This is a genomic window from Geomonas silvestris, assembly GCF_014193515.1.
In the GTDB taxonomy this organism is placed as follows: domain Bacteria; phylum Desulfobacterota; class Desulfuromonadia; order Geobacterales; family Geobacteraceae; genus Geomonas; species Geomonas silvestris.
In genome coordinates this window covers 338,694-364,514 of record NZ_BLXX01000002.1, presented here as the reverse complement: position 1 = coordinate 364,514, position 25,821 = coordinate 338,694, and the positions used below count along the sequence as shown (strand labels likewise).

Here is a 25,821-nt window from a genome sequence, read left to right as displayed (position 1 = left end):
TGGTTTTTTGCCGCTGCCGTTCCTCTGTGCCCCTCTGTGGTGATGCTTCAGGCCTCAGGCTTTGCGTGGTGCAGGTGCTCCCAGAGTTTCTGCGCGGTGCTCTCGTTCATCCCCCCGACTTCCGTAAGCTGCGCGAGCGACGCTTCTTTTATCTTCCTGAGGCTCCCGAAATGCTTGAGCAGGGCCTTCTTGCGCTTCGCGCCGATTCCCGCGGCCTGGTCCAGCTCGGAGCTGGTGAACACCTTGCTGCGCACGGTCTTGTGGTAGGTGACGGCGAAACGGTGCGCCTCGTCGCGGATGCGCGCCAGTAAGAGAAGCGGCGCCGAGTTCTGCCTCAGCACGATCGGGTTCTTGCGCCCGGGGCGGAAGACGCGCTCGTCGCTGCGCCGTAGCTCCGCGCTCTCCATGCTCCGCTCCACCCGGCTCTTGGCGAGGCCCGCCGCCTCGACCCCCTCTACCCCCAACTCCTCCAGCACCGCGCTCAACACGTTCAACTGGCCGATACCGCCGTCCACCACGATAAGGTCGGGACGCTCCTCTGCGCTCTCGGGCTTGAAGCGCCGCGACAGCATCTCGCGCATCATGGCGAAGTCGTCGGACTGCAAGACACTGCGGATCCTGTAGCGCCGGTACAGCGATTTATCGGCCTTGCCGTCCACGAAGACCACCCGGCTCCCGACCGCCATTTCCCCCTGGATGTTAGAGATGTCGTAGCATTCGATCCGTTTCGGAAGGCGCCCCAGGTGCAGCTTGCTGGAGAGCTCGTCCAGGAGGTCCTCTGCCGACTCCGCCTTTTTGATCCGCTCCTGTGCCGCGGTGAGGGCGTTTTTCTGGGCCAGCATGACGATCTCGAGCTTCGCCCCCCTTTGCGGAGCGGTGATGGCCACCTTCTTCCCCAGCTTCTCGGAGAGGAGCTCCTCGAGCGCCTGCGGCTCGGGGAGCGGCATGGGGAGCAGGATCTGGGGCGGAATCGGATTCTCCTGGCCGTAGTACTCGTTGAGGAAAGAGGCGAGTCCCTCTTCGGTCTCCAACTCCCACTCGAAGCTAAAGCTGCGGCTGCCGGTGAGGGCGCCGCCCCGGATGTGCAAGAGCACCACCTGCAGCTCGTCCCCGGTCCGGTGGATGCCGAAGACGTCACTGTCCGCCCCGCGGGCCACCACCTTCTGGCGCTCGACGGTCACCTCGATCGCCTTCACGAGGTCGCGGTAACGTGCCGCGTCCTCGTAGCGCATCTGCTCAGAGGCTTGGTTCATGCGCGCCTTGTAGATCCGGGCCACCTCGTTGTTCTTCCCCTCCAGAAAAAGGGCCGCTCCCTCGGCGAGCGCCGCGTAATCCTCGACGCTGATCTTGCCGCAGCAGGGGGCCGAGCACTGCTTGATCTGGTAGTACAGGCAGGGGCGCTTGCGCGCCATGCAGGTGGCAAGCGGGTAGTGGCGCAGCGGGAAGAGCTTGTAGAGCTGTTTCAGGACCTCACGCGCCGAGGTGGCCGAGGCGTAGGGGCCGAAGTAGCGGGCGCCGTCGGCGGGGACCTTGCGCACGATGGAGAGCCTGGGGAAGGATTCCTTCATGTCCATGCGCAGCGAGAAGTAGGTCTTGTCGTCGCGCAGGTTGATGTTGTACTTGGGGCGGTGCTGCTTAATCAGTGTGTTCTCGAGGATCAGCGCTTCTTTCTCGGTGTCGGTGACGATGAACTCGATCGAGACTACCTGCTGCACCATGAAGCGGATGTGGATCCGGGAGTCGCCGGGCCCCACGTACGCCCGCACCCGGCTCTTCAGGTTGCGCGCCTTGCCGACGTAGAGCACGGTCTGGTCCGCGGAGCGCATCAGGTAGACACCGGGGGTCTTGGGGAAATTGGCAATCATCTCGGGCGTTATCATGAGGGGTAGTATAGCGGCGTTCTTAGAAAGGGGGAAGGGGAAAGGCAGGGGGGGATGAGGCAGGGACTAGGGGCTGGGGGAGAGGGAGAGGCGGCGTCAAGGCGGAAAAAGAGGGGCGGGCAGAAAAAACCCCCTCGCCCTCTTGGAGAGGGGAAGGGGTGAGGGGGGTGCTGGCTGCGATCATGCGCCACGGTTACGGTCGCCCGTGCCGTGGATGGCCTGACTTAGCGTTTCCCGCTGCGCGGATTGCCGGTGGTGGAGGGGGCCTTGAACCCGCCGGTCTTGCTCCCTGCGGGCCTTGCTCCTGCGGGCTTGGCACTTGCGGGCTTGGCACTTGCCGGCTTGGCACCTGCCGGCTTGGCACTTGCCGGCTTGGCACCTGCCGGCTTGGCACCTGCCGGCTTGGCACCTGCCGGCTTGGCGCCTGCGGGCTTAGTGCCGGCCGCCTTGAAACCGCCGGGCTTCGCCGCACTGCTCTTGGGCGCGCCGCCTCTGCCGACGGCGGCCTGGGGCGGACGGGGAGATTTTCCCTTGTAGCCACCCTTGGTCACCAGCTTCTGGGGACGAGCCTCGGAAACGGTGATGGTACTATCCAAAAAGCGCGCACCGTCCAGCGAGAGGATGGCATCTTTGGCCTCAGCCTCGGTGGACATCCTCACGTAGCCGCACCCCTTGAACTGGCCGGTGACCGGATCGGTGATCAGGTGGATCGAGGTAACCCGCCCCGACACGGAGAACAGCTTCTCCAGCTCCCATTCTGTCGCGTCATAGGACAGATGTCCCACGTACAGCTCTTTACTCATTACTTCTTCTCCCTTAGATCAATCTCTGGTTTTCTCGGAGACCACTCTAGCACACCGGATCTTCCGCAGCAAAGTCATTCTGATCCGCCGGACGGGGCAGGTGCCTCGGGTGCGGCGCCGGTAAGCAGCTCCGGTGGCAGTTCCAGCCTCTGCCCGGGCTGCAGCCGGTCCAGGTCTCTCCCTTTGTTGAGGCGCCGCAGCGCGGGCAAAAGGGCCAATGCCTCGTGGTAGCCGAGCCCGAAATCGCGCTTGAGGATTCTCAACACCGTTTCGTTGGGCCCCACTACGACGGATCCGGGAGGAACCCCTTCAGGTGCTGCGGGATCGGTCGGTTCGTTTCTGGCAGGTTGAGAGTAGTTCACCGATCGTCCAGCCGCGGGGCGCCGCGCCTGTGCCGGAGCCGGTAGGGGCCTTGGTGCGGGAGCCGGTAGTGGTGTCGGAACGGGAGATGGGGCGGAAGACGCTACCGGTGGCGCTGCGGGAACGGCACGGCTGGGAACGGCTTCAGGGCCCCGCCTCCCCGCGACTGCCCAGAAGACCAGGGCCGTCCCGAAGACCGCTGCGCTGCCAAGGGCCGCCCAGAGATGAGGGCGCTCGGCTTGCTGGTCTGGGGTGGTGAAGAGGAGTGCTCTTGCCTGGGCCAGGGGGTGTGCTGGGGCGGGTTGCGGTTGCTCGGCAGTCGATCCGGAGCAGATGAGCGACCTGAGGGCGTGGACCAGTTCGGCATCGGATAGCGCGAGGTCCAGTACCAAGTCCGCTCTGCTTGGGGTGCCTGGCGCGATCGCCTCGTGGCCCGTAGCCAGCAGGACCACACTGGTCGCCGGGCCGGACAACGCCGCGGTAATCTCGGCAGCACCGTAATCTGGCAGGCTGGCGAGGTCGGCAAGAACCCACTCGGGTTGCTGCTCCGCTAGCACCTCACGTGCCTCGCCCAGGGTCGCAGCAGTATGGAGGCGCAAAAGGTTAGGTTGCACCAGGGGGCGGACCAGCCGCAGCAGGCGCTCCCCGCGGGAGAGAACCAGCACGGCCGGCATCACAGCCTCGACGGTGGTATCGGCGCGGGACTCACGTGGTCTCCTTCTCGCGCAAAATGGCGGTGAACATCGGCTCCCGGTCGGTGCGCGAGGCGGTGACGGAGACCAGCACCTCGGTGAGCTTCCCCTTGCTGCCGCGCACGGTGACCGGCACGTCTTCTTCCTTACCCCTCATGCCGGGAGCCAGGAGCCTGCGGAACAGCTCGTCGTCCTGCAGGAAGCCGAAGAGGGACTCCCCCAGGAGCGACTGGCGCGAACGCTCGAAGAGGGCCTCGGCCTTCTGGTTGGCGATGACGATCTTGCCGTCCTGCAGGAAGGTGGCTACCGCCGAGTTGGAGAGTTCGATGAAGAGCCGGTAGCGCTCGTCCGCCTCGCGCGACTGCAGGGTGCGGCGCGCCAGCTCGTCCATCATGTCGTTGAAGGCGGTGAAGGTTTGGCCGATCTCGTCGTTGGCGTGACTGGGGAGCTTGTGCTCGAAGTCGCCGGTCTTCGTGACATGGGTGATCTCTTCCGAGAGGAGTTTGACCGGGTCGATGATCTGGCGGCGCAGCACCATGCCGGTGATCAGGATGATCAGGAAGAAGACCGCACCCCGGGTGGCGAGGTCGAGTTGGAAATTCACCCCCAGCCCGGCGTAGAGGTCCTGCATCGGGATGGTGACGGATACCGCCCCGATCACCTCACCCACCTTGTAGTTGTAGGAGTAGTGCCCCGGCGGGAAGCGCCTCTGGACAAAATCGGGTGCGGACTGGTAGGTGCCGTGGCACTCAAGGCAGGACTGGGTGGCGATCATCGGCTGCAGGTAGCGGAAGACCTGCTTCCCATCGGATTCCAGGACGCCGTACACCTCACGGGGGCGGGACTCGTGGGCGAACTTCTTGAGCTGCTCGGCTTCGTAGGCGTCCGGACTGTTCTGTGGGTTGCGGTAGCGCAGCGAGACCTGGCGCAGGTAGTACTTGGTGTTCTGGGTGACGCGCTTGGCGACCTGGGTCGCCACCACCTGCGGCACCAGGTTGTAATTCTGCTCCGGCTCGCCTCTTACCACGCTGGACATGTAGTCGCGGGTCTCGACGAGCTGGCGTGCGAAGTTGCGGGCGTTGTCGACGGCAAAGCGCAGCACGAAACTCTTCTGGCGCTGGTAGGTGAAGAGGGCGGAGGCAAGAAAGAGGACCAGCAACAACAGGGAGAGCAGGATATTGAACTTGCTGCGAATCGGCAGATCGGCAAAGCGGGGCATGCACCCTCCGGCAGGCGGTTAATTAGCCAGGGCAAGTATACCGGAGGTGGTAGGATGCGCAAGGAGTACGGGATGTTAAGGGGATAAGAAGTCCGGCCGTCGCGTGGCAGGATGGTTGGAGGGTGGGGGAGCTGCTCTTCATTGGGGAGGCGGGGCTTGCGACGCATGCCTGGGTGGTTGCTTCGGTGCCAAAAAAAGGGGGCGCTGGAGCGTCCCCGGCTAGCGTTCCCACGCCGGAGCGTGGGAACGCTAGCGAATACGCGGCGGCAGAAGGGGTTGAGCCAGAGTTGCGACCGCTGGAGAGCGCAGGGAAGGCTAAAAGCGAATCCCCCCTTTTGCAAAGGGGGGGACGTGAGGACTCTTTTGCCAGCTAAAGATCGTACTTCCCCGGGACTCCGCGACGCGGTCAGGACTACTTCTTGTGGCACTCCAGGCAGATCGCCTCGGTCACCCGGCGCTGCATCTGGGCGGCCTTGTCCTTGGGTACGGCCTTACCCATCAGTTTTTCGCCGATCCGGTGGCAGGCGAAACAGTCGCGCCCCTGCAGCGCCTTGTGCATCTTGACCATTGCCGGGTTCTTGCTGTGACATTCGTTGCACTGGAAGGCGAAGGCGCTCTGGGCGGTGATGAGCAACGCGAGGGTAGCTACGACGATTTTCATGATTACTCCTTGTGGTCCTATTCTGGTCTGTGACGCTTGTGCTGCGTTCCGAAAGCGGCTCCGGGGGGCAGCGCTTAAGCTTCCCGGGGCGCGAGGTGATCCACGCACCATCCTTGAAGCCTTCCGGCCGGTCCGCTCCGTCTGCACGGCCAAAGCCGCTCCCGGCGTCCTGCACCGCGGGCGAGGCTGGGGGCGGACGGCATGGGACAGCTACAGCCTAGCGCGCTCGGCATCAGGATGCCTTGACCTAAGTCAAGAGGGTTAGGCAAGACGCCGAGAAAAACGCTTTGCATAGCGGCGCCGCTGTGGTAATTTTCATGTCTTTTTCAGGAAGCTTTTTTACCTGGACCAAGAGACCAACCAATTTCGGGCGGGAAACGATATGGCAAAAATCATCTGTGTGGCGAATCAGAAAGGCGGTGTCGGCAAGACCACGACCGCGGTGAACCTCGCCGCGTCGCTGGCGGTTGCGGAGCGCCGGGTCCTTTTGGTGGACATGGACCCGCAGGGGAACGCGGGCTCCGGTGTCGGCACCGACAAGTCGGCGCTTACCGAGAGCATCTACGATGCCCTGATCGAGGACACGGCACCGGACAAGATCGTGCTGCAGACGGAGATCCCCTTCCTGCACCTTTTGCCGGCGACCTCGGACCTGGCAGGCGCCGAGCTGGAACTGGCCGACGTGCAGGGGCGCGAGCAGCGGCTCAAGCAGATCCTCGCCAAGGTGAACGGCTCCTACGACTACATCTTCATCGACTGCCCGCCGTCGTTGAGCCTCTTGACCATCAACGCCATGACCGCGGCCCACTCGGTGCTGATCCCGATGCAGTGCGAGTTTTACGCCATGGAAGGGCTCTCCCAGATCCTGAAGACCATAGGGCTCATCCAGCAGGGGCTCAACAACGCGCTGAAGATCGAAGGGATCCTGCTCACCATGTTCGACGCCCGCAACAACCTCTCGCACCAGGTGAGCGAGGAGATCCGCACCCACTTCCCGAAAGAGACCTTCGAGACGGTGATCCCGAGGAACGTGAGGCTCTCCGAGGCCCCCTCGCACGGCAAGCCGATCATCCTCTACGATATCACCTCGAAGGGGGCCACGAGCTACCTGGACCTGGCCAAGGAACTGATCACGCGGGAGGCGGCACATGGTTAAGAAGATGGGACTGGGCAAGGGGATTGGCGCGCTGATCCCGCCACCGCTTCCGGTGGTGGAAGACAAGGCCGGCAAGAAGTTCTTCTCCTGCCCGATCGAGGAGATCAAGCCCAACAAGGAGCAGCCGCGCAAGACCTTCGTTAACGAGAAGCTGGAGGAGCTTGCCGCCTCGATCCGCGAGAAGGGGATCATCCAGCCGATCGTCGTGCTAAGGCGCGAGGACCACTACGAGATCATCGCCGGCGAGCGCCGTTGGCGTGCCGCCCAGAAGGCGGGCCTGAGAGAGGTTCCGGTGGTGATCCAGGACGTCTCCGAGGACACCGCCCTCGAGATGGCGCTCATCGAGAACATCCAGCGCGAGGACCTGAACGCGGTTGAGGAGGCCGAGGCCTACCACGCCCTTTTGGAGCGCTTCGACCTCTCCCAGGAGGAGCTCGCCAAAAGGGTCGGCAAGGAGCGCTCCACCATCGCGAACGCCTTGAGGCTCTTGAAGCTCCCCCCCGAGATCAAGCGCGACATCGCCGAGGATAGGCTCTCCATGGGGCACGCACGCGCCCTTTTGACCCTCGAGGACCACGAGGAGCAGAAGGCGGCCCGCGACGAGATCGTCTCCAAGCACCTCTCGGTGCGCGAGGCGGAGGCGCTGGTCAAGAAGAAGAAGGCGAAGATCGTCCCCAAGGCGCGCAAGGCCGAGGATGCCGACCACCGCGACCTTCTGGACCGCATCCAGCGCCATTTCGCCGCCAAGGTCGCCCTGCGCCGCTCCGGGCGTGGCGGCAAGCTGGAGATCAGCTTCTCGGACCAGAAGGACCTGGCCCGCATCATCGAAATCCTCGACCTCTAACCGGTCTGCCTCACCCAAGGCCGGAGCCCGCAACGCTGGGCTCCGGCGCCCCTTCTTCCTTCCCCAGCTTCCCCTTCTCCCGGCAAGGAAATCTGCAGAACTGCTTCCCGCTAATCAGCGCCCGCTAACCGCATGAAAGGTATACGTGTATACAATTTTGCCTTGGAAACGGATAAATCACTTGACTGTTGAGGGATTTATGTGGTAGTTACCACCTGTTTTGCGCACCGCGGATTTGGTGCGGGTGAGCAAGCGCTTTAAAAATGTTCAACAAGAGGTGGATTGGTGATCAATTTAGACATCGCATTTGTATTCCAGCTGGTGAACTTCCTGGTCCTGGTGCTGCTTTTGAACGTCTTTCTGTACAAGCCGATCAGGAAGCATCTTGCCGACCGGGCCGCGCTGATCGCCGGCGCTAAAGAGAAGAGCGCTGCCGTTGATCGCGAGGTGCAGGAGAAGATGGCCAGCTACGAGGCCCGCCTGCGCGAGATCCGCTCCGGCGCCGCCGACGAGCGCGCTGTCCTTAAGAAGGAAGCGCAGGCTCAGGAAGCCGCCATCCTCGAGAAGGCCCGTCAGGAGTCGACCGAGAAGCTCGCTTCCATCAAGGCCAAGGTCGCCAAGGAAGCCGAGGAAGCCCGCGCTGCCCTGAAGGCGAGCGCCGAGGCCCTGTCCGCCGATATCTGCGAAAAAGTACTCGGAAGGAGTCTGTAAGCATGCATATTACTCGTATCTCCCGCACCGCCCTGACCGCTCTCTGCGTCTGCGGCATCGTCCTCGGCCTGGCCGCCTTCGGTTTCGCCGAAGAGGCCCAGCACGCCGCCGGCGGCCACGAAGGCGGGCACGGCGCCGCTCAGATGAAGGACTTCATCTGGCGCTGTGTCGACTTCGGCGCCCTGGTGCTCATCGCCGTCTGGGCCATCAAGAAGGCCGATCTGAAAGGGACCCTGGCCGCCCGTTCCGCCGGCATCAAGCGCACCCTGGAAGAAGCGGTCGCCGCCAAGGAAGCCGCCGAGAAGAAGTTCCAGGAGTACAACGGTCGCCTCGAGGCCGCCAACCAGGAGATCGAGCAGATCTCGGCCAACATGAAGCGCGAAGGCGAGCTGGAGAAGGAGCGCATCGTCGCCGAGGCGAACGCAGCCGCTGCCCGCATCGTGGCCCAGGCCGAAGTGGCCGCCGAGCAGGAAGTGCTCAAGGCGAAAAACGAGCTCCGCGCCGAGGCCGCCAAGCTGGCCGTTGAGCTTGCCGAGCAGAAGATCGTGAAGAACATTGCAAAAGGCGACCAGGACAAGCTGGTGGGCGAATATATCTCCAAGGTGGTGACTCTACATTGAGCATTAACGCGATTGCCAAACGTTACGCCAAGGCGCTGGTGCAGATAGGTTCCGAGTCCGGGGCCGTCGACCAGTACAATGCCGACCTGGGCCGGTTCAGCGCGCTTCTCACCGAGAACCGCGAGCTCGCCCAAGTGTTCAGCAACCCCGCCTACGGCATCGAGTCCAAGACCGAGATCATGAAGGAGCTGGTTAGCCGCTCCCAGGTCTCCCCGATCGTATCCAACCTGCTGATGCTCCTTTTGGAGCGCGGCCGCCTCGCTGCGCTGCCGCTCATCGCAGAGAGCTACGGCGCCATGGCCGACGAGCTGTCCGGCGTGATCCGCCCGACGCTCACCTCCGGCCTGCCGCTGGACGCCGCCCAGATCGAAGAGATCAAGGCGACGCTCGCGAAGTCGACCGGCAAGAAGGTGGAACTCAAGGTTGAAGTGGATCCCTCGCTCATCGGCGGTGTTATCACCAAGATCGGCGGCAAAGTCTTTGACGGAAGCGTAAGGACACAGTTAGCAAGAATTCAAGATACATTACAGAAGGGGTGAGACGGTTCTATGGAAATCAAAGCGGAAGAAATCAGCGAGATTATCAAGAAGCAGATCAAGGGGTACGGCAAAGAGGTAGAGGTAGCCGAAACCGGCACCATTATCTCCATCGGTGACGGTATTGCCCGTATCCACGGTCTTGACAAGGCGATGGCAGGCGAGCTGCTCGAGTTCCCGGGCGGTATCACCGGCATGGTCCTCAACCTGGAAGAAGACAACGTCGGTGCCGCGATCCTCGGTGACTTCTCCGAGATCAAGGAAGGCGACCAGGTCAAGCTGACCGGCAGGATCGTCGAGGTCCCGGTAGGCGACGCCCTGGTGGGCCGCGTGGTCAACGCGATCGGCGAGCCGATCGACGGCCTGGGCGCCATCAACACCTCCACCTTCGGCAAGGTCGAAGTGAAGGCCCCCGGCATCGTCAAGCGTAAGTCGGTGCACCAGCCGATGCAGACGGGCCTCAAGGCGATCGACTCCATGGTTCCGATCGGGCGCGGTCAGCGCGAGCTGATCATCGGCGACCGTCAGACCGGCAAGACCGCCGTCGCCATCGACACCATCATCAACCAGAAGGGCGGCGACGTGATCTGCATCTACGTCGCAATCGGCCAGAAGCGCTCCACGGTTGCCCAGGTCGTCTCCAAGCTGAAAGAGCACGGCGCCATGGATTACACCATCGTCGTTGCCGCTACCGCTTCCGAGCCGGCTCCGCTGCAGTTCATCGCCCCCTACACCGGCGTCACCATGGGCGAGTACTTCCGCGACAAGGGGCAGCACGCCCTGATCATCTACGATGACCTCTCCAAGCAGGCCGTCGCATACCGCCAGCTTTCGCTTCTGCTCCGCCGTCCGCCGGGGCGTGAAGCTTACCCGGGCGACGTATTCTACCTGCACAGCCGTCTCCTGGAGCGTGCCTGCAAGGTGTCCGACGAGTGCGGCGCCGGTTCGCTCACCGCTCTGCCGGTCATCGAGACCCAGGCAGGCGACGTGTCGGCCTACATCCCGACCAACGTAATTTCCATCACCGACGGCCAGATCTACCTGGAGAGCGACCTGTTCTACTCCGGCGTACGCCCGGCCATCAACGTCGGCCTCTCGGTTTCCCGCGTCGGCGGCTCGGCCCAGATGAAGTCGATGAAGCAGGTTGCCGGCACCCTGCGTCTGGCGCTCGCCCAGTACCGCGAGATGGCAGCCTTCGCCCAGTTCGGTTCCGACCTGGACAAGGCGACCCAGATGCAGCTCGCCCGCGGCGCCCGCCTGGTCGAGATCCTGAAGCAGCCCCAGTACCGTCCGCTCTCCAACGAGAAGCAGGTTCTGGTCATCTTCGCAGCCAACAACGGCTACGTCGACGACTACCCGGTCGCATCCCTGGGCCGCTACGAGACCGAACTCTACGCGTTCTTCGACTCCCGCAAGGCCGACGTTCTGGCCACCCTGCGCGACAAGAAGGCCATCGACGACGACCTGAAAGCACAGATCGTCGCCTGCCTCGAGGAGTTCAAGAAGGAATTTACTGCCTAATCCAAGGACGGACAGCTAAATGGCGAACCTTAAGAGCATCAAGAAGCGGATCGTATCCGTAAAAAATACCCGCCAGATCACCAAGGCCATGAAGATGGTCTCGGCGGCCAAGCTGCGGCGCGCCCAGGAGAACGTTGTAGCGGCGCGGCCGTACGCCGGGAAACTGGCCGAGGTGCTGGAGCGCCTGGCAGCGAGCCAGGAGGCGGATGCCAATCCCCTCATGGTGCAGCGCGAGAGCCGTCGGGCCCTCTTGGTGGTGGTCACCTCGGACCGCGGTCTGTGCGGCGGCTTCAACGCCAACCTCTCCAAGGCAGCCGAGCGCTTCATCCGTGAGCGCAAGGGTGAGTTCAGCGAGCTTTCGCTGATGACCATCGGCCGCAAAGGGTACGAGTTCCTGAGAAGCCGTCACACGGTCAGGAAGCACCACGGCAACATCTTCTCGACCCTCTCCTACCAGACCGCAGCCCTCGTGGCCCAGGAGCTGATCGAGGGGTACCTGGCCGAGGAGTACGACGAAGTTTACGTCATCTACAACGCCTTCAAGAGCGTCATGACCCAGGATATCACCCTGGAGCAGCTCCTGCCCATCGCCCCGAAGGACCAGGATAACGAGGAGCAGGGCGTCGAGTACATCTACGAGCCCTCCAAGGCGGCCCTTCTGGACGAGTTGTTGCCCAAGCACATCGAAGTCCAGGTGTTCAAGGCGCTCCTCGAGTCGGTTGCCTCCGAGCACGGCGCACGTATGACGGCGATGGACGCTGCTTCCAAGAACGCGACCGAGATGATCGGGAAGCTTACCCTGATCTACAACCGGGCACGTCAGGCGGCCATCACCACGGAGCTGATGGAAATCATCTCCGGTGCGGAATCCATTAAAGGTTAAAACTTATAACAAATAGTGGTCCGCGAGGGCCGCAGGAGGAAGAGGTTACATGAGCCAGAACATCGGAAAAATTTCGCAGGTCATCGGCGCGGTTATCGACGTCGAATTCGAGCCGGGCAAGCTCCCGCCGATCTACCAGGCACTCCGGGTAACCAACCCGGCCATTGACGATCAGCCGCTGAACCTGGTTCTGGAAGTTGCCCAGCACCTGGGTGAGAACGCTGTCCGTACCATCGCAATGGACTCCACCGATGGTCTGGTTCGCGGCCAGGAAGCCGTCGACACCGGCAAGCAGATCTCCGTCCCGGTCGGCAAGAAGACCCTGGGCCGCATCCTGAACGTCATCGGCGAGCCGGTTGACGAGATGGGTCCGGTAGGCGCCGAGAAAGAGTACGGCATCCACCGCGACGCACCGCTCTTCGTGGACCAGTCCACCAAGGTCGAGGCGTTCACCACCGGCATCAAGGTCGTCGACCTCTTGGCACCGTACGCCAGGGGCGGCAAGATCGGCCTGTTCGGCGGCGCCGGCGTCGGCAAGACCGTTCTCATCATGGAACTCATCAACAACATCGCCAAGCAGCACGGCGGTTTCTCGGTCTTCGCCGGCGTGGGTGAGCGTACCCGCGAAGGTAACGACCTCTGGATGGAGATGAAAGAGTCGGGCGTTCTCGACAAGGCCGCTCTGGTGTACGGCCAGATGAACGAGCCGCCGGGGGCACGTGCCCGCGTCGCTCTCTCCGCGCTCTCCATCGCCGAGTACTTCCGTGACGAGGAAGGCCAGGACGTGCTCCTCTTCGTCGACAACATCTTCCGCTTCACCCAGGCAGGTTCCGAGGTATCCGCACTTCTGGGCCGTATCCCGTCCGCGGTAGGTTACCAGCCGACCCTGGCAACCGAGATGGGCGAGCTGCAGGAGCGCATCACCTCGACCAAGAAAGGTTCCATCACCTCGGTTCAGGCGATCTACGTACCGGCCGACGACTTGACCGACCCGGCTCCGGCAACCGCCTTCGCCCACTTGGACGCGACCACCGTTCTCTCCCGTCAGATCGCCGAGCTCGGCATCTACCCGGCAGTGGACCCCTTGGACTCCACCTCCCGTATTCTCGACCCGCAGGTTATCGGCGACGAGCACTACGGCGTGGCCCGTCAGGTCCAGTACGTACTGCAGAAGTACAAGGACCTCCAGGACATCATCGCCATCCTCGGTATGGACGAGCTTTCCGAAGAGGACAAGCTGGTCGTGGCCCGCGCCCGTAAGATCCAGAAGTTCCTCTCCCAGCCGTTCCACGTGGCAGAGGCCTTCACCGGCTCCCCGGGCAAGTACGTCGAGCTGAAGGACACCATCAAGGGCTTCCAGGAGATCATCGCCGGCAAGCACGACGACCTCCCCGAGCAGGCCTTCTACATGGTCGGCACCATCGAGGAAGCCATCGAGAAAGCCAAGAAGCTGGCTGTCTAGTCAAACGATAGGTGGGGCGGGTGACCGCTCGCCCCGCCGCGACCTTCACAATCCCATTGGTTCTGCGGTAATGACCGGCTCACCTGGGTCGGCGCAGGACTCTAAGAAGGGTTATATATGGCTGAAAAACTGAAAGTAGAACTGGTAACTCCCTACAAGAAGGTCCTCTCGGAAGAAGTAGACGAGATCACCGCGAACGGTGCGCTCGGCGAGTTCGGCGTGCTGCCGGGCCATGCTCCCTTCCTTACCTCCCTGAAGATCGGTGAGCTGACCTATAAAAAGGACGGTGCGCTGTACCACATGGCGGTCAACTGGGGCTACTTCGAGGTGGAGAACGACACGGTTACCGTGCTGGTCGAGACCGCCGAGAAGGCGGACGAGATCGATCTGGAGCGTGCCAAGGCCGCTCTGGGCCGCGCCGAGGCTGAGCTTAAAGGGCTCACCCCGGAGGACAAGAACTTCCGCATCTACGAGGCCGCTCTCGAGCGCGCCTTGATCAGGGTTCAGGTTGCCGGCAAGGCGAAGCTGTAACGGGAACTTTGCATAAAGAAGGAAAAAGAGCGGCTTAAGGCCGCTCTTTTTTTGTTTGTGGTGAGAGAGATTCCCTCTCCACACCGTTCCCGCCTTCCCTAGTACTCAGTAGCACAACGCAAGCATAAGTAAGCGGCCCTTCATTGACAGTGACCGACCCAGGGTGTATTAGGTAACAGCATCTTTTATCCAGTGGAGGTGTCCCTTGTCCAACGGTATCAAGTGGTTGTTCTTCATCGCTCTTGTGCTTTGCCTTCAGATGGCCGCTTCTGTTCCTGCCCGGGCCGCCGGCAAACCGCTGGTGGTGGGCATGGAGCTGGCGTATCCCCCCTTCGAGATGACCGATGCGAGCGGCAAGCCCGACGGGGTCAGCGTGCAGCTGGCCTACGAGCTGGGGAAGGCGCTGGGGCGTCCGGTCGAGATCAAGAATATGGCCTTCGATGGGCTCATTCCGGCTTTGAAGACCGGCAAGATCGACCTGATCATCTCTTCCATGACGGCCACTGCCGAGCGCGCCAAATCGATCGACTTCTCGGATCCCTACCTGAGCACCGGCCTCTGTCTGCTGGTCAACAAGAAGGTCCCGGGGAGCACCATCGCCGACTTCGACCAGCCGGGGCGGGCCATCGCGGTCAAGAAGGGGACCACCGGACACCTCTACGCCAGCAACAACCTGAAGAAGGCGAAGGTCCTGGTGCTGGACAAGGAGGCGGCCGCGGTGCTCGAGGTGGTGCAGGGGAAGGCAGACGCCTTCATCTACGACCAGATGTCGACCTATCAGAATTTCCAGAGGAACCGGGAGACCACCCGGCCGATCCTCAAGCCCTTCCAGACCGAGTCCTGGGCGATCGGCCTTCGCAAAGGCAACGACGAGTTGAAGGCGAAGGTCAACAGGTTCCTCTTCGAGTTCAGGAAGACCGGCGGTTTCGGGAAGCTGGGCGACCGCTACCTGAAAGAGGAGAAAGACGCCTTCAAGCAGCTGGGGTACCCGTTCTTCCTGTAGGTGCCAGGCGGGCGCAGACCCATCCTAGGGGACACGGGAGGTTGCCGAGCCCACCATTTACGTTGTAGCAGCGCCCTCACCCCTGCTCCTCGCCCTCTGGGAGATGGGCGGGGGTGAGGGGGGCGCTACCGGCCACCCAGTCCCGAGCAAGTAACCCGAGGTTTCATGAAAGCACGCTGGACAGCCGCCTTCTTCGTGCGCCGCAGGGGCAACAAGGAAGAGATCGCCCTGCACGGAAGGATCATCGGCGTGCTGCTCGCGATCCTCATCCTCGCCGCCGTCTTCAGCTATGCCTTCTACCGCCTCCAGTACGGCTGGAACTGGGGTGCCATCTACGTCTACCGGCAGAAGTTCCTCACCGGCTGGCTGGTGACACTGGCCATCTCCGCGGCTTCTCTCATCACCAGCATCTTCTTCGGCCTCTGCGCTGCACTTGCCCAGCGCTCCTCGTTTATTACCCTGCGCTACCTGGGAAAGATCTACGTGGAACTCATCCGCGGCACGCCGCTCCTGGTGCAGATCCTGGTCTTCTTCTACGTGGTGGCGGACGCCTTCGGGGTCGGAAACCGCTATGCCGTCGGGGTGCTCACCCTGGCGCTCTTTGCCGGCGCCTACATAAGCGAGATCATCAGGGCGGGGATCGAGAGCGTCGGCGATACCCAGCTGGAATCGGCGCGCGCCATCGGGCTGACCCGAGGCCAGACCTACCGCTACGTGATCTTCCCCCAGGTGATGCGCCGGATCCTGCCACCCTTGGCGGGGCAGTTCGCCTCGCTCATCAAGGACTCTTCGTTGCTCTCCATCATCGCGGTGAACGAGATCACCCTGAACGCCCAGGAGGTGAACGCCTTCACCTACTCGACCATGGAAAGCTACCTGCCGCTGGCCATCGGCTACCTGATCCTGACCCTGCCGATATCGCTTTTAAGCCGCTACCTGGAAGGAAGGTTCCGCTATGCAACTTAAGCTGACCAACCTGGTGAAGCGCTTCCACGGTCAGACGGCGCTGGACGGCATCTCGCTGGATGCCGAGGCGCGCTCCCTGGTGCTGATCGGTCCCTCCGGCGGCGGGAAATCCACCCTCTTGCGGGTGCTCGCCGGCCTGGAGCTCCTGGACCAGGGGAGCGTCATCATCGACGGCGACCCGCTCCCCAGTCACGAGGAGCATCTGATCAGCTACCGGCGCCGCATCGGGACCGTCTTCCAGGCCTACAACCTGTTCCCGCACCTGACCGCGCTGGAGAACGTCACCCTGCCGCTTGTGCAGGCGCAGGGACAGCAGCGCGGCGAGGCGACGGAGTACGCCCTCGAGCTTTTGCGGCGCTTCCACCTGGAGGCGCACGCCCACAAGATGCCCATGGAGCTCTCCGGCGGGCAGCAGCAGCGGGTGGCCATCGTGCGCGCCATCGCCATCAAGCCGCGCTTCCTGCTGCTGGACGAACCGACCTCGGCGCTCGATCCGGAGATGACGGCCGAAGTGCTCGACCTGATCGCTGAGCTGAAGGGCGAGGGGCGCGAGCTCGTCCTGGTGACCCACAACATGGGGTTCGCGCGCAGGGTGGCGGACCACTGCCTGTTCCTCTCCGGCGGCAGGATACTGGAAACCGGGAACGCGGACGAACTCTTCGACCAGCCGAAGACCACCGAGCTGGCCAGCTTTCTGAGCAGGGTCCTTAAGTACTGAGCCAAATCCGGCTTGCCCCGCCCGGCAAACCGGAGTAACATCCTCCCTTTGTCCCATCCGGCCTCCGCCGCATACTCTCGAGCACCACACAAATCTATGAGCCAACAGTTCGACCTCCTGAACCAGCCGATACCGAAGCTGATCCGCAAGATAGCGGTCCCCACCAGCATCGGGTACTTCTTCAACACCATGTTCAACGTGGTGGATACCTACTACGGGGGCAAGATCTCAACCGAGGCGCTCGCCGCTCTATCGATGTCCTTCCCGGTCTTCTTCCTGATCATCGCGGTGGGTGCAGGGATTTCCACCGGGGCAACCGCCCTGATCGGCCATGCACTGGGAGCCGGGAACAGGAAAGAGGCGGGCCACCTCGCGGCGCAGACCGTCTCGTTCGGCCTGGCCAACGGCGTCCTGGTGACAGTCGCCGGCCTCATGCTGGCCCCCTGGCTCTTCACCCTGCTGGGCGCCTCCGGCAAGGTGCACGCCCTCGCCCTCAGCTACATCAATGCCATCTTCCTGGGGAGCCTCTTCTTCCTGGTCAACTTCGTGCTGAACGCGATCCTCAACGCGACGGGGGATACCAAGAGCTTCCGGAACTTCCTGGTGGCGGGATGCCTTTTGAACCTGGCCCTCGACCCCTGGTTTCTCTACGGCGGTTTCGGAATGCCGGCCCTCGGCGTGGCGGGTGTGGCCTGGGCGACCGTGGTGATCCAAGCCCTCGGAAATTTCTACCTTTTCGGCCGCACCAAGCGCACCGGCCTTCTGACCGGGTCGCTGCACGGGCTTCTGCCGGAGCGGCGCGCCTATCTGGAGCTCTTCAAGCAGGGCTTCCCCTCCAGCCTCAACATGCTGACCGTAGGGTTAGGGATCTTCGTGATCACCTGGTTCGTGGGGCGCTACGGCCGCGACGCGGTGGCGGCCTACGGCATCGCTACCCGCATCGAGCAGATCGCCCTGATGCCGATCATGGGGATGAACGTGGCCACCCTCACGCTGGTGGCGCAGAACTTCGGTGCCCGCCGGCTGGAGCGGGTGCTGGAAACGGTCCAGGCCGCGCTCAAGGCTGGGATTGTCCTGATGGGGTTCGGGACGGTAGCCGTCTTCATCTGGGCCGCCCCTTTGATGCGGCTCTTCACCAAAGATCAGGCGGTCGTGGCGATCGGGGTGAACTACCTGCACATCGAGGTCTTCGTCTTCATCGCCTATGTGATCCTCTACACCAGCGTCTCGGTGCTCCAGGGGCTGAAGCGGCCGGTATTCCCGCTGGTCATTGGGCTTATGAGGCAGATCGTTTTGCCGGTGCCCGTGTTCTACCTCCTGGCGGTCTTCTTTGGCTGGGGGCTCTACGGCATCTGGTGCGGGATCCTGGCGGTCACCTGGGGTGCTGCCCTGGTGGCGATGTTCTACGTTCTGCGCAGCGTCTCTCGGCTCGCCCGACGGGAAAACAAGCCGGTCGCCGAACCGGACGCTGGAAATATTGTGCGTTAAACTATCCCCATCTTTTCCAGGGCCCGATGCCGCAGCAGCATCAGGGCGGGGAGGTGGGGATGGACCTGAAATCGCGCAGCGCTGCACTGAAGGCAAAGCTTGCCGCTGAACTTCCCGAGGCGCACGGGGACCAGGAACGCTGGGAGCTCTTGCTTGCGGCGCTCTACGAGATGAGCCGGGCGGTACTGCCGGCACTCGGGCCACCGCTGCGCAGCACCGACTATGCGGAAAAGCAGGGGGCGGTCCTGGAGCTCGTGAGTTTCATCGCGATCCCCATGATCAGGAGCGCCACCAGGGACACCCGCGGGGTGGCGGTCCTGACCGAGATAGCCGAAGGGTGCTCCGATCCGCTTATCAAGAAGAAACTCAAGGTGTATTCCCAGCAGCTGCTGGCCGGGTGCACCGGACCAAAACAGCGCACCGGGCACCCTCTGGCGCGTCGTGCTGCCTGGGGCGGGGGCGTCGCGCTGGCGCTTTTGACAGGGGTTTTGATCTGGCCGGGACAGGCGCCGGAGCAACCGCAACCGACCCAGGCGGTGGCGGTGCCGCGGCAGGCAGCACTGCCGGCCCCGATGCAGCCGGCGCTTCCCGGCAACGCGACCGGAGCGGCGGCTTCGTTCACCCTGCAGTCGGGGAAAACGGCCTCGGGCGATGCCGCATCGGCCGGGACGGGCACCGAGGCCGGCCAGAACCGGGCGGAGTCGCAGATCACCAAGGTAGCGGTGGTGAACAACCAGATCCTGGTTCCGGCCCTCATCCAGAACGGGGCGGAAAGCATCCGGGTAGAGCTGGTGCTCGATACCGGGGCTACCCGCAGCTCGATCCACGAAGGGGTCGCCGCAAAGCTCAAGATCGACCTGAAAACGGCGCACTCGACCCTCGCCGAGGTCGCCGACGGGAGGCTCATCAATGCCCTCAGGGCCCCGGTCGATGCCCTCAGCGTGGGCCCCTTCACCATGAACGGCCCCGAGCTGGACGTCCTCCCCTACCGCGGGAGCCAGGGGCTGCACGACGGGCTGCTCGGCATGGATTTTCTGTCCAAACACCCCTACCAGGTTGACATGGAGCGGGAGCTGATCAGGTGGAACTGAAGGCAATTGATGATTGACAATGGTCGGTTGACAATGAAAGGCGATTCGGCGAAGTTAGCCGGTCGTTGCCGGACGAGGCGAAGGTGGGTGGGTGCGTTACCTGCCCCACACTGCCAGGCTTTCGGTCGCCTCACCCCCGCCGCCATGACTCACCTGTGATTTGAACACTGAAACACCTGCACTGAAGGAGGTTCGTATCAACCGCGTCTATCTCAAGCTCTGGCTGACCACGTTTTTTTGGGGTGGCACCTTCGTCGCCGCGCGCTTCGCGGTCAAGGAGGCGCCACCTTTTTTCGCCGCCAGCTGCCGGTTCCTTATCGCCGCGCTGCTCCTCGTCCCGATGGCCGCCTGGCAGGCCAGGAGCGCAGGGACCAGCTTCCCGCTCCCCCGCTCGCCGCGCCAGTTCCTGGGGCTTTTCAGCCTGGGACTCACCGGCGTCTTTCTCTACAACGCGGTCTTCTTCACCGGCCTCAAGTTCACCACCGCCAGTAACGGCGCGCTCATCGTGGCCATCAACCCGCTTTTGACCGCCGTCCTCTCGGCCCTGTGGCTGCGCGAGAAGGTGCGCCCGACCCAGGCGGCCGGCCTGCTCCTCTCGCTCGTCGGGGTGACCCTGGTGATCGCCCGCGGCTCGCTGGACGTCATCCTGCAGCACTCCTTCAACCGCGGCGACCTGATCATGCTGGGGGCGCCGCTCTGCTGGGCGCTCTACTCTATTCTGGGGAAGAAGGTGCTGGCGCGGTTCACCCCGCTGGCCGCGACGGCGTACGCGGCCTTTTTCGGCGCGGTGCTCCTGGTGCCGGCGGCGGTCGTGGAGCACGCCGCACACGGGGGACCGCTGCCGCAGTTCAGCTGGATGGGATGGCTCGCCATCCTGCAGCTGGCGCTTTTGGGGACGGTGGTTGGCTTCGTCTGGTGGTACCAGGGGGTCCACCTGATCGGGACGGCCCGGGCCGCCGCGTTCGTGAACCTGGTGCCGGTCTTCGGCACCCTGCTCGCCGCACTGCTTCTGAGCGAGCGGCTCATCGCGGCCCAGATCTGGGGAGGCTGCCTGGTGGTACTCGGGGTATACTGGGGGAGCCGTCAGCCGCGCGGCTCGCACCAGGCGCCGGTGTCGGGACGGAGTGAGGAGGAGCTATGAACCGAGCCCTGCGCACCATCGAGCTCGTCTGCTGCGCGCTGAGCCCCAGAAAGCTCGGGGCCCAGCCCCCTTCCGGGGCGGAAGCGGCAGCGCGCGAAAGCTGCGCCGCCGACGGCTGCCTTAGGGTAGAGCCGAAGGCGCTGCGAGGCGGCATCGCCCCAATGACAAACAGCCGGGGAGAGCTCAAGCTCTTCATCCCCGGCTGCTATGCCCTGGCCGCTACGGCCGTTTTGTTCCGTCTGAAGCGCGAAGGTTTTTCCGCCTGCACCGTCACCACCCAGGAGGACGGGCTCCTGGTCCGGGGGCGGCGCTAGCGCTACTGCCCGATCTTCCCTATCTCGTAGCCGATCTGGTCCAGCGGGAGCACCACGTCGGCCACCTTCCCCTCGATACAGGCCCGGGGCATCCCGTAGATCGTCGAGGTCTCCTGGTCCTGCACCAGGGTCACGCCACCCTTCGACTTCAGGTGCTGCATCCCCTTGAACCCGTCGTTCCCCATCCCCGTCAGGATCACCCCCAGCATCGAGCCGCCGCAGGCATCGGCCAGCGAGGTCAGCATCAGGTCGACCGAGGGGATGTAGATGTACTGCGGGTAGTCGGTGGTCGGCGCGACCCGCATCACGATGTTCGCCCCCTGCTTCACCAGCGAGGTATGCTGCCCCCCCGGTGCGATCAGCACCTGTCCCGGTTTCACGATATCCCCGTTCACCCCTTCCTTGATGGAAAGCGAGCACTTGGCGTTCAGCCTCTCGGCGTACGGTCCGGTGAAGGCCTTGGGCATGTGGATCGCTACCACGATGCCGTGCGGGAAGTTGACCGGCACCCGCGAGAGCACCTCCTGGAGCGCCACCGGGCCGCCGGTGGAGGCGCCGATCCCGACGCAGCTTACCTTGCGGGTGAAGCGCGAGGGGCGCACCTCGGCCGGGCGCACCAGGGAGGGGCGCGTCACGCCGATCACCCGCTTCACGCGCGAGTTGGAGGCCTCGGTCACCTTGGAGAGCAACGCCTCCTGGAAGGCGCGCTGGGCGTCTTTGGAGTCGGTGACGTTCTTGGGGACGTAGTCGATCGCCCCGGCGTCCAGGGCCTCGAAGGTCGCCTTGGCACCCTCGCAGGTCAGCGTGGAGACCATGAGCACCCGGGTCGGCTGCTTGGCCATGATCTGCTTCAAGGCAGCGATGCCGTCCATGCGCGGCATTTCGACGTCCATGGTGATCAGGTCGGGCTTCAAGGCGAGTGCCTTCTCCACCCCTTCCATGCCGTCCGAGGCGATACCCACCACCTCGATCCCCGGCGCCCGGGAGAGGATCCCGCGGATCGCCATGCGCATGAAGGAGGAGTCGTCGACGATGAGCACCCTCAGTTTGGATCCTTGCGCGCTGGTAAACATGGTACCGGTCACCCTCCTATGCCCTGGAAGATCGACTTGACCATGTCCTGGATCTCGGGGACCCGGTCCTCGAGTTCATAGCAGAAGCGCTCCACGTCCAGGTCGACCAGGTTGGGTGCGTAGGCCTTGAGAAGGGACCAGGCCTTCTCCTCGGCCAGATTGAACGAGACCCAGGCCTGCCCGCCGTAGTCGAGCTGGCAGACCGAGCAGAACAGGTCAGCGATGTTGACGATGGCGCACAGGGTGGGATCGAGCGTCGCCTCCTCGGGGGCGTGGTGCAGCGCGATCACCTCACAGTAGTCCGCCGGGAAGTTCCACTTGCGGGCGATGCAGAGCCCCACCTCGTTGTGCGAGGTCCCCAGGAACTCGATCTCCTTCTGCACCAGGCGGAAGGGCTGTCCCTGCACCGAATCGAGCAGCGCCCGGAAGGCCTCCTGACGGTAGAAGCTCAGGAACACCTCGCCGATGTCGTGCACGATCCCCACCAGGTAGGCCTTCTCGGTATCCGGGTAACGCACCCTCTGGGCGATGATCTTGGACACGACGCCGACGCCGAAGGAGTGCTCCCAGAAACTCTTGATGTCGAGGATGCCGTCGCGCCCCTCGAAGACGTCGACAAAGGAGCAGGTGAAGGCGAGTTCGCGGATGTGGCGGAACCCCAGGTAGATCAGGGCGCGCTTCACCGATTTGATCTCGTGCGCGGGCTTGTAAAGCGGGGAGTTCACCATTTTGATGACGCGGGCCGCCAGGACCTGGTCGGCCAGGATCATGTCGGCAACCTCGTCTAGCTCGACGCCCGGCTTGTCCAGGAGCTCGATGACCCTGGTAGCCACCTGCGGTATGGTGGGGAGATCGACGAAGCTCTCCACCATCTCCTGAGCCGCCTGCATCATGGCTTGTTTTTCCATACCCATCCTCACTTGTTGTAAGAAAATCCGCCCGGAAAGTGAACCGTTTTGAACTTGTCGTTGACGCCGTGCAGCGACTCGGACTGCCCCACGAAGAAGTAGCCGTAGGGCTGCAGGTTGTTGTAGAAGTGCTGCACCACCTTGCTCTTGGAGGCCGCGTCGAAGTAGATGAGCACGTTGGCGCAGAAGATGAAGTCGAAGCTCTTCATGAACAGCATCTTGTTGTCGTCGTAGAGGTTCAGGTGGTTGAAGCTCGCGAGCTTCTTCACCTCCGGGGAGAGCACGAAGCGGCCGGGGGTCTCCTCCTTGAAGTACTTCTTCAGGTAGAAGTCCGGGGTGTTGCGCACCGAGTAGCTGTTGTAGACCGCTTCCTTGGCCTGGCCGAGCACCGTCTCGTTGATGTCGGTCCCCACGATCTCGATGATCCAGTCCTTTAACAGCGTGGCCCGCTTCTCGAGGAAGATCATCGCCATGGTGTAGGCCTCCTCCCCGGAGGAGGAGCCGGCGCTCCAGATGCGCAGCTTCTTGAAGCCGATCTTGGACTTGGCCGCGACGATCTCCGGCAGGAACTTGTTTTCCAGCGCGGTCAGCTGGGGGAGGTTGCGGAAGAAGCAGGTCTCGTTGGTGGTGATTTCATCCAAAAGTCTCTTCAGTTCGGCGCTGCCGGTTGCCGCACCGCGGACGTACTGGTAGTACTCCGCGTGCGTCTTGCAGCCGGTCCCCTCCATGCGGCGCGCCAGCCGGCTTTCGAGGAAGTACTTCTTGGAGCTGTGGAAATAGATGCCGCAGACGTTGTAGATGTAATCCCGGAGTTGCTCGAAGTCCTTGTCGGAAATCTTCTGGGCTCCGGCCTTTATTTCCAATGGTTTGCTCTCAATCGCCATTATCGTCCCCTCAGGCAGCTGCGGATTTCCTGACTCCTGTCCCTTCGCCTCCACCGATGAGACCCATCGGGTCGACGATGAGCGCCACTCTGCCGTCACCCATGATGGTCGAACCACCGATACCCGGGAGGTTGGCGAGGAATTTGCCCAGCGACTTGATGGCGACTTCCTGCTGCCCTAAGAGGCGGGTTACCACGAGCCCCACCCGTTTTTCGGCCACGCCGACGATGACGACGTAGCAGGTGCTGCGGTCGTGACCCGCGTCGGCGCAGGAGAAGACCCGGCCCAGACGCAAAAGCGGCAGCACGGAGTCGCGCAGCTTGAGCACTTCCTGCCCGCCGATCATGTGGAATTCCTTCTGGTCGACACGCATGGTCTCGATGACCGAGGCGAGCGGGATGGAGTAGACCTCGCGCTCCACCTCGACCAGAAGCGACTGGATGATGGCAAGGGTGAGCGGCAGCTTCAGGATGAACTCGCTGCCGTGTCCCAATTCGTTTTTGATCTCGATGATGCCGTTTAGTTTCCTGATGTTGGTGCGCACCACGTCCATGCCGACACCGCGGCCGGAGAGGTCGGTGGTCTGCTCCTTGGTGGAGAAACCGGGGAGGAAGATGAGTTCCAGGATCTCCCGGCTCCCCATGACCGCCAGCTGCTCCTCGGTAATGAGCCCCTTGTCCAGGGCCTTTTGGGCGATCTTGTCGGGGTTGATGCCGCGGCCGTTGTCCTTGATGCTGATGACGATCTGGTTCCCCTCGTGTGCAGCGGAGAGCATGACGGTCCCCATGCGGGGCTTGCCGGAGGCGAGGCGCTCGTCGGGGGTCTCCAGGCCGTGGTCCAGGGCGTTACGGATGAGGTGGATGAGCGGGTCGCCGATCTCGTCGACCACGGAGCGGTCCAGTTCGGTCTCCTCACCGAAGATCTGCAGGTCGACTTCCTTGCCGAGGTCGCGCGCCAGGTTCCTCACGATGCGGGGGAACTTCTTGAAGACCTTCTCGACCGGCAGCATCCTCATCTTGAGGACCTGCATCTGCAACTCCGAGGTGACGAAGTTGAGCCGTTTGGAGAGCTTGCCGAAGTCGTCCGCGAACCCGTTAGGGTCGAGGCCGCTCTGGTAGTCGGAGTGCAGCTGGATCATCCGGTTGCGCTCCAGGACCAACTCGCCGACCTGGTTCATCAGGTCGTCCAGGCGCTTCACGTCCACGCGCACCGTCGAGTTGTCGGCGAGTTCCTCCCCCTTGGCCGCCGGGGCTGCCGGCTTCTGGGCCGCGGGTTCCTTGAGTTTCGCCGCCGCGGGGGCGACCTGGAGGACCGCCGCCTGGGCGCTCTCGGGCTGGGGTGCGGCGGCAGGTGCCGCTCCCTCCGCCTTCGGCGCGGCCGAGAGCACGGTCGCCTCGGTCGCACTCATGGACAGGTACGGGACCAGCTTGGCGATGGTCGACTCGATGTCGCGCTCCACGATCTCCCCGGCTTTGATGTCGGCGACCAGGGTCTTCACCAGGTCGACCGCCTCGAGGATCACGTCCATGATCTCCGGCGTCACCACCAGCTCGCCCTTTCTCAGGCGGTTCAGGACGTCCTCGGTCTTGTGGGTCACCTTGACCAACAGGTCGAACCCGAGGAAGCTCGAGGCCCCTTTCACGGTGTGGATGGAACGAAAGATCCGGTTCATGAGCTCGGCATCTTCCGGGCTCTTCTCCAGGCTCACCAGGTCGTCGTCAAGTTTTTCGAGAAGCTCGGTCGTCTCGGCGAGAAAACCTTCCAAAAGTTCCTGATCTTCGCAATCTATCGGCATGGTCTGCTCCAAGTCGGGGAAGTCGCGGCCCGGTCAGGCCGGCGACTTTATTAGGCTACGCTGCTGAACAACTTTCTTTCGTCTGCGGTGAACATGCGCTCCAGGTCCAAGAGGACCAGCAGGCGCTCGGCCTGGTTGATGACCCCGGCCATGCATTCCTGGTCGATGCCGCTGGAGACCACCGGCGGCGGGGGCTGGATCTCTTTCTCGGAGATCCGGATCACCTCGGAGACTTCGTCGACGATGAAGCCCATCATCTCGCCGACCACCTCCATCACCATGATGCGGGTGCGTTTGTCGTACTCGGCCTCGGGGAGGTCGAACTTGCGCCTGAGCGAGATGATCGGGATCACCTTGCCGCGCAGGTTGATTACCCCTTCCACGTAGTGCGGGGTGTTGGGTACGCGGGTTATGTTGAGCATCCGGATGATCTCACGCACCATCAGTACGTTGATCCCGTACTCCTCGTTCTCCAGGTTGAAGCTGACCAGTTGGATCAGTTCCCCAGCGTACTCTTCGCTTTTTACCTTCAGTGCGGTCGTTTGCATGGACCCTCCGTAT

26 protein-coding genes are annotated in these 25,821 nt (G+C 63.1%); 16 read left to right on the top strand and 10 right to left on the bottom strand.

All coding sequences use genetic code 11. The annotated features are described in order from the left end of the window. Positions 1-47: 47 nt before the first annotated feature. The 5 genes from uvrC to GMST_RS05200 all read right to left on the bottom strand — a co-directional run bounded on the left by uvrC (position 48) and on the right by GMST_RS05200 (position 5,615). On the bottom strand, positions 48-1,880 hold the full coding sequence (uvrC, locus tag GMST_RS05220; protein ID WP_183353575.1) for an excinuclease ABC subunit UvrC: 1,833 nt from the start codon (positions 1,878-1,880) through the stop codon (positions 48-50). Positions 1,881-2,104: 224 nt separating this feature from the next. Beyond that, complete coding sequence (locus GMST_RS05215) at positions 2,105-2,683, bottom strand: RNA-binding protein (protein ID WP_183353574.1); 579 nt, start codon at positions 2,681-2,683, stop codon at positions 2,105-2,107. Between the two features lie 74 nt (positions 2,684-2,757). Further along, positions 2,758-3,717: a hypothetical protein gene (locus GMST_RS22385; RefSeq protein ID WP_183353573.1), complete on the bottom strand. Its 960-nt coding sequence runs from the start codon at positions 3,715-3,717 to the stop codon at positions 2,758-2,760. 31 nt (positions 3,718-3,748) lie between these two features. Next, positions 3,749-4,954: a Tll0287-like domain-containing protein gene (locus tag GMST_RS05205; RefSeq protein WP_183353572.1), complete on the bottom strand. Its 1,206-nt coding sequence runs from the start codon at positions 4,952-4,954 to the stop codon at positions 3,749-3,751. A 412-nt stretch (positions 4,955-5,366) separates the two neighbouring features. Then, positions 5,367-5,615 carry a cytochrome c3 family protein gene (locus tag GMST_RS05200; RefSeq protein ID WP_183353571.1) on the bottom strand — a complete coding sequence of 83 codons (249 nt, stop codon included), beginning with the start codon at positions 5,613-5,615 and terminating at the stop codon, positions 5,367-5,369. A gap of 382 nt (positions 5,616-5,997) precedes the next feature. On the opposite strand from GMST_RS05200, the gene GMST_RS05195 reads away from it, so the two are divergent. The 16 genes from GMST_RS05195 to GMST_RS05120 all read left to right on the top strand — a co-directional run bounded on the left by GMST_RS05195 (position 5,998) and on the right by GMST_RS05120 (position 20,600). After that, a complete protein-coding gene (locus GMST_RS05195; RefSeq protein ID WP_183353570.1) occupies positions 5,998-6,771 on the top strand; it encodes a ParA family protein in 774 nt (257 codons plus the stop codon). Then, positions 6,764-7,615, top strand: a complete 852-nt coding sequence (locus GMST_RS05190) for a ParB/RepB/Spo0J family partition protein (RefSeq protein ID WP_183353569.1) — start codon at positions 6,764-6,766, stop codon at positions 7,613-7,615. Before GMST_RS05195 ends, GMST_RS05190 begins: the two co-directional genes overlap by 8 nt. Before the next feature lie 285 nt (positions 7,616-7,900). Beyond that, on the top strand, positions 7,901-8,326 hold the full coding sequence (locus tag GMST_RS05185) for a F0F1 ATP synthase subunit B family protein (protein WP_183353568.1): 426 nt from the start codon (positions 7,901-7,903) through the stop codon (positions 8,324-8,326). A 2-nt stretch (positions 8,327-8,328) separates the two neighbouring features. Continuing rightward, positions 8,329-8,946: a F0F1 ATP synthase subunit B gene (locus GMST_RS05180; RefSeq protein WP_183353567.1), complete on the top strand. Its 618-nt coding sequence runs from the start codon at positions 8,329-8,331 to the stop codon at positions 8,944-8,946. Further along, the gene (gene atpH, locus GMST_RS05175; protein WP_183353566.1) at positions 8,943-9,485 is read left to right on the top strand and encodes an ATP synthase F1 subunit delta; all 543 of its coding nucleotides are present in this window, start codon (positions 8,943-8,945) and stop codon (positions 9,483-9,485) included. Before GMST_RS05180 ends, atpH begins: the two co-directional genes overlap by 4 nt. Before the next feature lie 9 nt (positions 9,486-9,494). Then, complete coding sequence (atpA, locus tag GMST_RS05170; protein WP_183353565.1) at positions 9,495-11,003, top strand: F0F1 ATP synthase subunit alpha; 1,509 nt, start codon at positions 9,495-9,497, stop codon at positions 11,001-11,003. 19 nt (positions 11,004-11,022) lie between these two features. Then, on the top strand, positions 11,023-11,886 hold the full coding sequence (gene atpG / locus GMST_RS05165; RefSeq protein WP_183353564.1) for an ATP synthase F1 subunit gamma: 864 nt from the start codon (positions 11,023-11,025) through the stop codon (positions 11,884-11,886). A gap of 49 nt (positions 11,887-11,935) precedes the next feature. Next, positions 11,936-13,348: a F0F1 ATP synthase subunit beta gene (gene atpD, locus GMST_RS05160; RefSeq protein ID WP_183353563.1), complete on the top strand. Its 1,413-nt coding sequence runs from the start codon at positions 11,936-11,938 to the stop codon at positions 13,346-13,348. Between the two features lie 117 nt (positions 13,349-13,465). Beyond that, the gene (locus tag GMST_RS05155) at positions 13,466-13,879 is read left to right on the top strand and encodes a F0F1 ATP synthase subunit epsilon (RefSeq protein ID WP_183353562.1); all 414 of its coding nucleotides are present in this window, start codon (positions 13,466-13,468) and stop codon (positions 13,877-13,879) included. Between the two features lie 205 nt (positions 13,880-14,084). Then, a complete protein-coding gene (locus GMST_RS05150) occupies positions 14,085-14,882 on the top strand; it encodes a transporter substrate-binding domain-containing protein (protein ID WP_246399188.1) in 798 nt (265 codons plus the stop codon). 165 nt (positions 14,883-15,047) lie between these two features. After that, complete coding sequence (locus tag GMST_RS05145) at positions 15,048-15,848, top strand: amino acid ABC transporter permease (protein WP_183353561.1); 801 nt, start codon at positions 15,048-15,050, stop codon at positions 15,846-15,848. Beyond that, the gene (locus tag GMST_RS05140) at positions 15,838-16,566 is read left to right on the top strand and encodes an amino acid ABC transporter ATP-binding protein (protein ID WP_183353560.1); all 729 of its coding nucleotides are present in this window, start codon (positions 15,838-15,840) and stop codon (positions 16,564-16,566) included. The genes GMST_RS05145 and GMST_RS05140 overlap by 11 nt, the downstream gene beginning before the upstream one ends. Positions 16,567-16,662: 96 nt before the next feature. Then, complete coding sequence (locus tag GMST_RS05135; RefSeq protein ID WP_183353559.1) at positions 16,663-18,054, top strand: MATE family efflux transporter; 1,392 nt, start codon at positions 16,663-16,665, stop codon at positions 18,052-18,054. Between the two features lie 59 nt (positions 18,055-18,113). Further along, entirely contained in the window at positions 18,114-19,145 is a 1,032-nt protein-coding gene (locus GMST_RS05130) for a retropepsin-like aspartic protease (RefSeq protein ID WP_183353558.1), read from the top strand. 160 nt (positions 19,146-19,305) lie between these two features. Further along, positions 19,306-20,286, top strand: a complete 981-nt coding sequence (locus tag GMST_RS05125) for a DMT family transporter (RefSeq protein ID WP_183353557.1) — start codon at positions 19,306-19,308, stop codon at positions 20,284-20,286. Further along, positions 20,283-20,600 carry a hypothetical protein gene (locus GMST_RS05120; protein WP_183353556.1) on the top strand — a complete coding sequence of 106 codons (318 nt, stop codon included), beginning with the start codon at positions 20,283-20,285 and terminating at the stop codon, positions 20,598-20,600. The genes GMST_RS05125 and GMST_RS05120 overlap by 4 nt, the downstream gene beginning before the upstream one ends. A gap of 2 nt (positions 20,601-20,602) precedes the next feature. On the opposite strand, the gene GMST_RS05115 is transcribed toward GMST_RS05120, so the two are convergent. Genes GMST_RS05115 through GMST_RS05095 form a run of 5 tightly spaced genes read right to left on the bottom strand, consistent with a single transcriptional unit; the run spans position 20,603 to position 25,808 of the window. Then, a complete protein-coding gene (locus GMST_RS05115) occupies positions 20,603-21,673 on the bottom strand; it encodes a protein-glutamate methylesterase/protein-glutamine glutaminase (protein WP_183353555.1) in 1,071 nt (356 codons plus the stop codon). Positions 21,674-21,681: 8 nt separating this feature from the next. After that, entirely contained in the window at positions 21,682-22,581 is a 900-nt protein-coding gene (locus tag GMST_RS05110) for an HDOD domain-containing protein (RefSeq protein WP_183353554.1), read from the bottom strand. A gap of 8 nt (positions 22,582-22,589) precedes the next feature. After that, positions 22,590-23,465, bottom strand: coding sequence for a CheR family methyltransferase (locus GMST_RS05105; RefSeq protein WP_183353553.1), 876 nt, complete (start codon positions 23,463-23,465; stop codon positions 22,590-22,592). 10 nt (positions 23,466-23,475) lie between these two features. Further along, entirely contained in the window at positions 23,476-25,260 is a 1,785-nt protein-coding gene (locus GMST_RS05100) for a chemotaxis protein CheA (RefSeq protein ID WP_183353552.1), read from the bottom strand. 50 nt (positions 25,261-25,310) lie between these two features. After that, complete coding sequence (locus GMST_RS05095) at positions 25,311-25,808, bottom strand: chemotaxis protein CheW (protein ID WP_183353551.1); 498 nt, start codon at positions 25,806-25,808, stop codon at positions 25,311-25,313. Positions 25,809-25,821 lie beyond the last annotated feature (13 nt).

Bases quoted from the DNA above. Each gene is read 5' to 3' on its own strand.
- uvrC (WP_183353575.1), bottom strand. From the start codon at position 1,880: ATGATAACGCCCGAGATGATTGCCAATTTCCCCAAGACCCCCGGTGTC.
- GMST_RS05215 (WP_183353574.1), bottom strand. From the start codon at position 2,683: ATGAGTAAAGAGCTGTACGTGGGACATCTGTCCTATGACGCGACAGAA.
- GMST_RS22385 (WP_183353573.1), bottom strand. From the start codon at position 3,717: ATGCCGGCCGTGCTGGTTCTCTCCCGCGGGGAGCGCCTGCTGCGGCTG.
- GMST_RS05205 (WP_183353572.1), bottom strand. From the start codon at position 4,954: ATGCCCCGCTTTGCCGATCTGCCGATTCGCAGCAAGTTCAATATCCTG.
- GMST_RS05200 (WP_183353571.1), bottom strand. From the start codon at position 5,615: ATGAAAATCGTCGTAGCTACCCTCGCGTTGCTCATCACCGCCCAGAGC.
- GMST_RS05195 (WP_183353570.1), top strand. From the start codon at position 5,998: ATGGCAAAAATCATCTGTGTGGCGAATCAGAAAGGCGGTGTCGGCAAG.
- GMST_RS05190 (WP_183353569.1), top strand. From the start codon at position 6,764: ATGGTTAAGAAGATGGGACTGGGCAAGGGGATTGGCGCGCTGATCCCG.
- GMST_RS05180 (WP_183353567.1), top strand. From the start codon at position 8,329: ATGCATATTACTCGTATCTCCCGCACCGCCCTGACCGCTCTCTGCGTC.
- atpA (WP_183353565.1), top strand. From the start codon at position 9,495: ATGGAAATCAAAGCGGAAGAAATCAGCGAGATTATCAAGAAGCAGATC.
- atpG (WP_183353564.1), top strand. From the start codon at position 11,023: ATGGCGAACCTTAAGAGCATCAAGAAGCGGATCGTATCCGTAAAAAAT.
- atpD (WP_183353563.1), top strand. From the start codon at position 11,936: ATGAGCCAGAACATCGGAAAAATTTCGCAGGTCATCGGCGCGGTTATC.
- GMST_RS05155 (WP_183353562.1), top strand. From the start codon at position 13,466: ATGGCTGAAAAACTGAAAGTAGAACTGGTAACTCCCTACAAGAAGGTC.
- GMST_RS05145 (WP_183353561.1), top strand. From the start codon at position 15,048: ATGAAAGCACGCTGGACAGCCGCCTTCTTCGTGCGCCGCAGGGGCAAC.
- GMST_RS05140 (WP_183353560.1), top strand. From the start codon at position 15,838: ATGCAACTTAAGCTGACCAACCTGGTGAAGCGCTTCCACGGTCAGACG.
- GMST_RS05135 (WP_183353559.1), top strand. From the start codon at position 16,663: ATGAGCCAACAGTTCGACCTCCTGAACCAGCCGATACCGAAGCTGATC.
- GMST_RS05130 (WP_183353558.1), top strand. From the start codon at position 18,114: ATGGACCTGAAATCGCGCAGCGCTGCACTGAAGGCAAAGCTTGCCGCT.
- GMST_RS05120 (WP_183353556.1), top strand. From the start codon at position 20,283: ATGAACCGAGCCCTGCGCACCATCGAGCTCGTCTGCTGCGCGCTGAGC.
- GMST_RS05115 (WP_183353555.1), bottom strand. From the start codon at position 21,673: ATGTTTACCAGCGCGCAAGGATCCAAACTGAGGGTGCTCATCGTCGAC.
- GMST_RS05110 (WP_183353554.1), bottom strand. From the start codon at position 22,581: ATGGAAAAACAAGCCATGATGCAGGCGGCTCAGGAGATGGTGGAGAGC.
- GMST_RS05105 (WP_183353553.1), bottom strand. From the start codon at position 23,465: ATGGCGATTGAGAGCAAACCATTGGAAATAAAGGCCGGAGCCCAGAAG.
- GMST_RS05100 (WP_183353552.1), bottom strand. From the start codon at position 25,260: ATGCCGATAGATTGCGAAGATCAGGAACTTTTGGAAGGTTTTCTCGCC.
- GMST_RS05095 (WP_183353551.1), bottom strand. From the start codon at position 25,808: ATGCAAACGACCGCACTGAAGGTAAAAAGCGAAGAGTACGCTGGGGAA.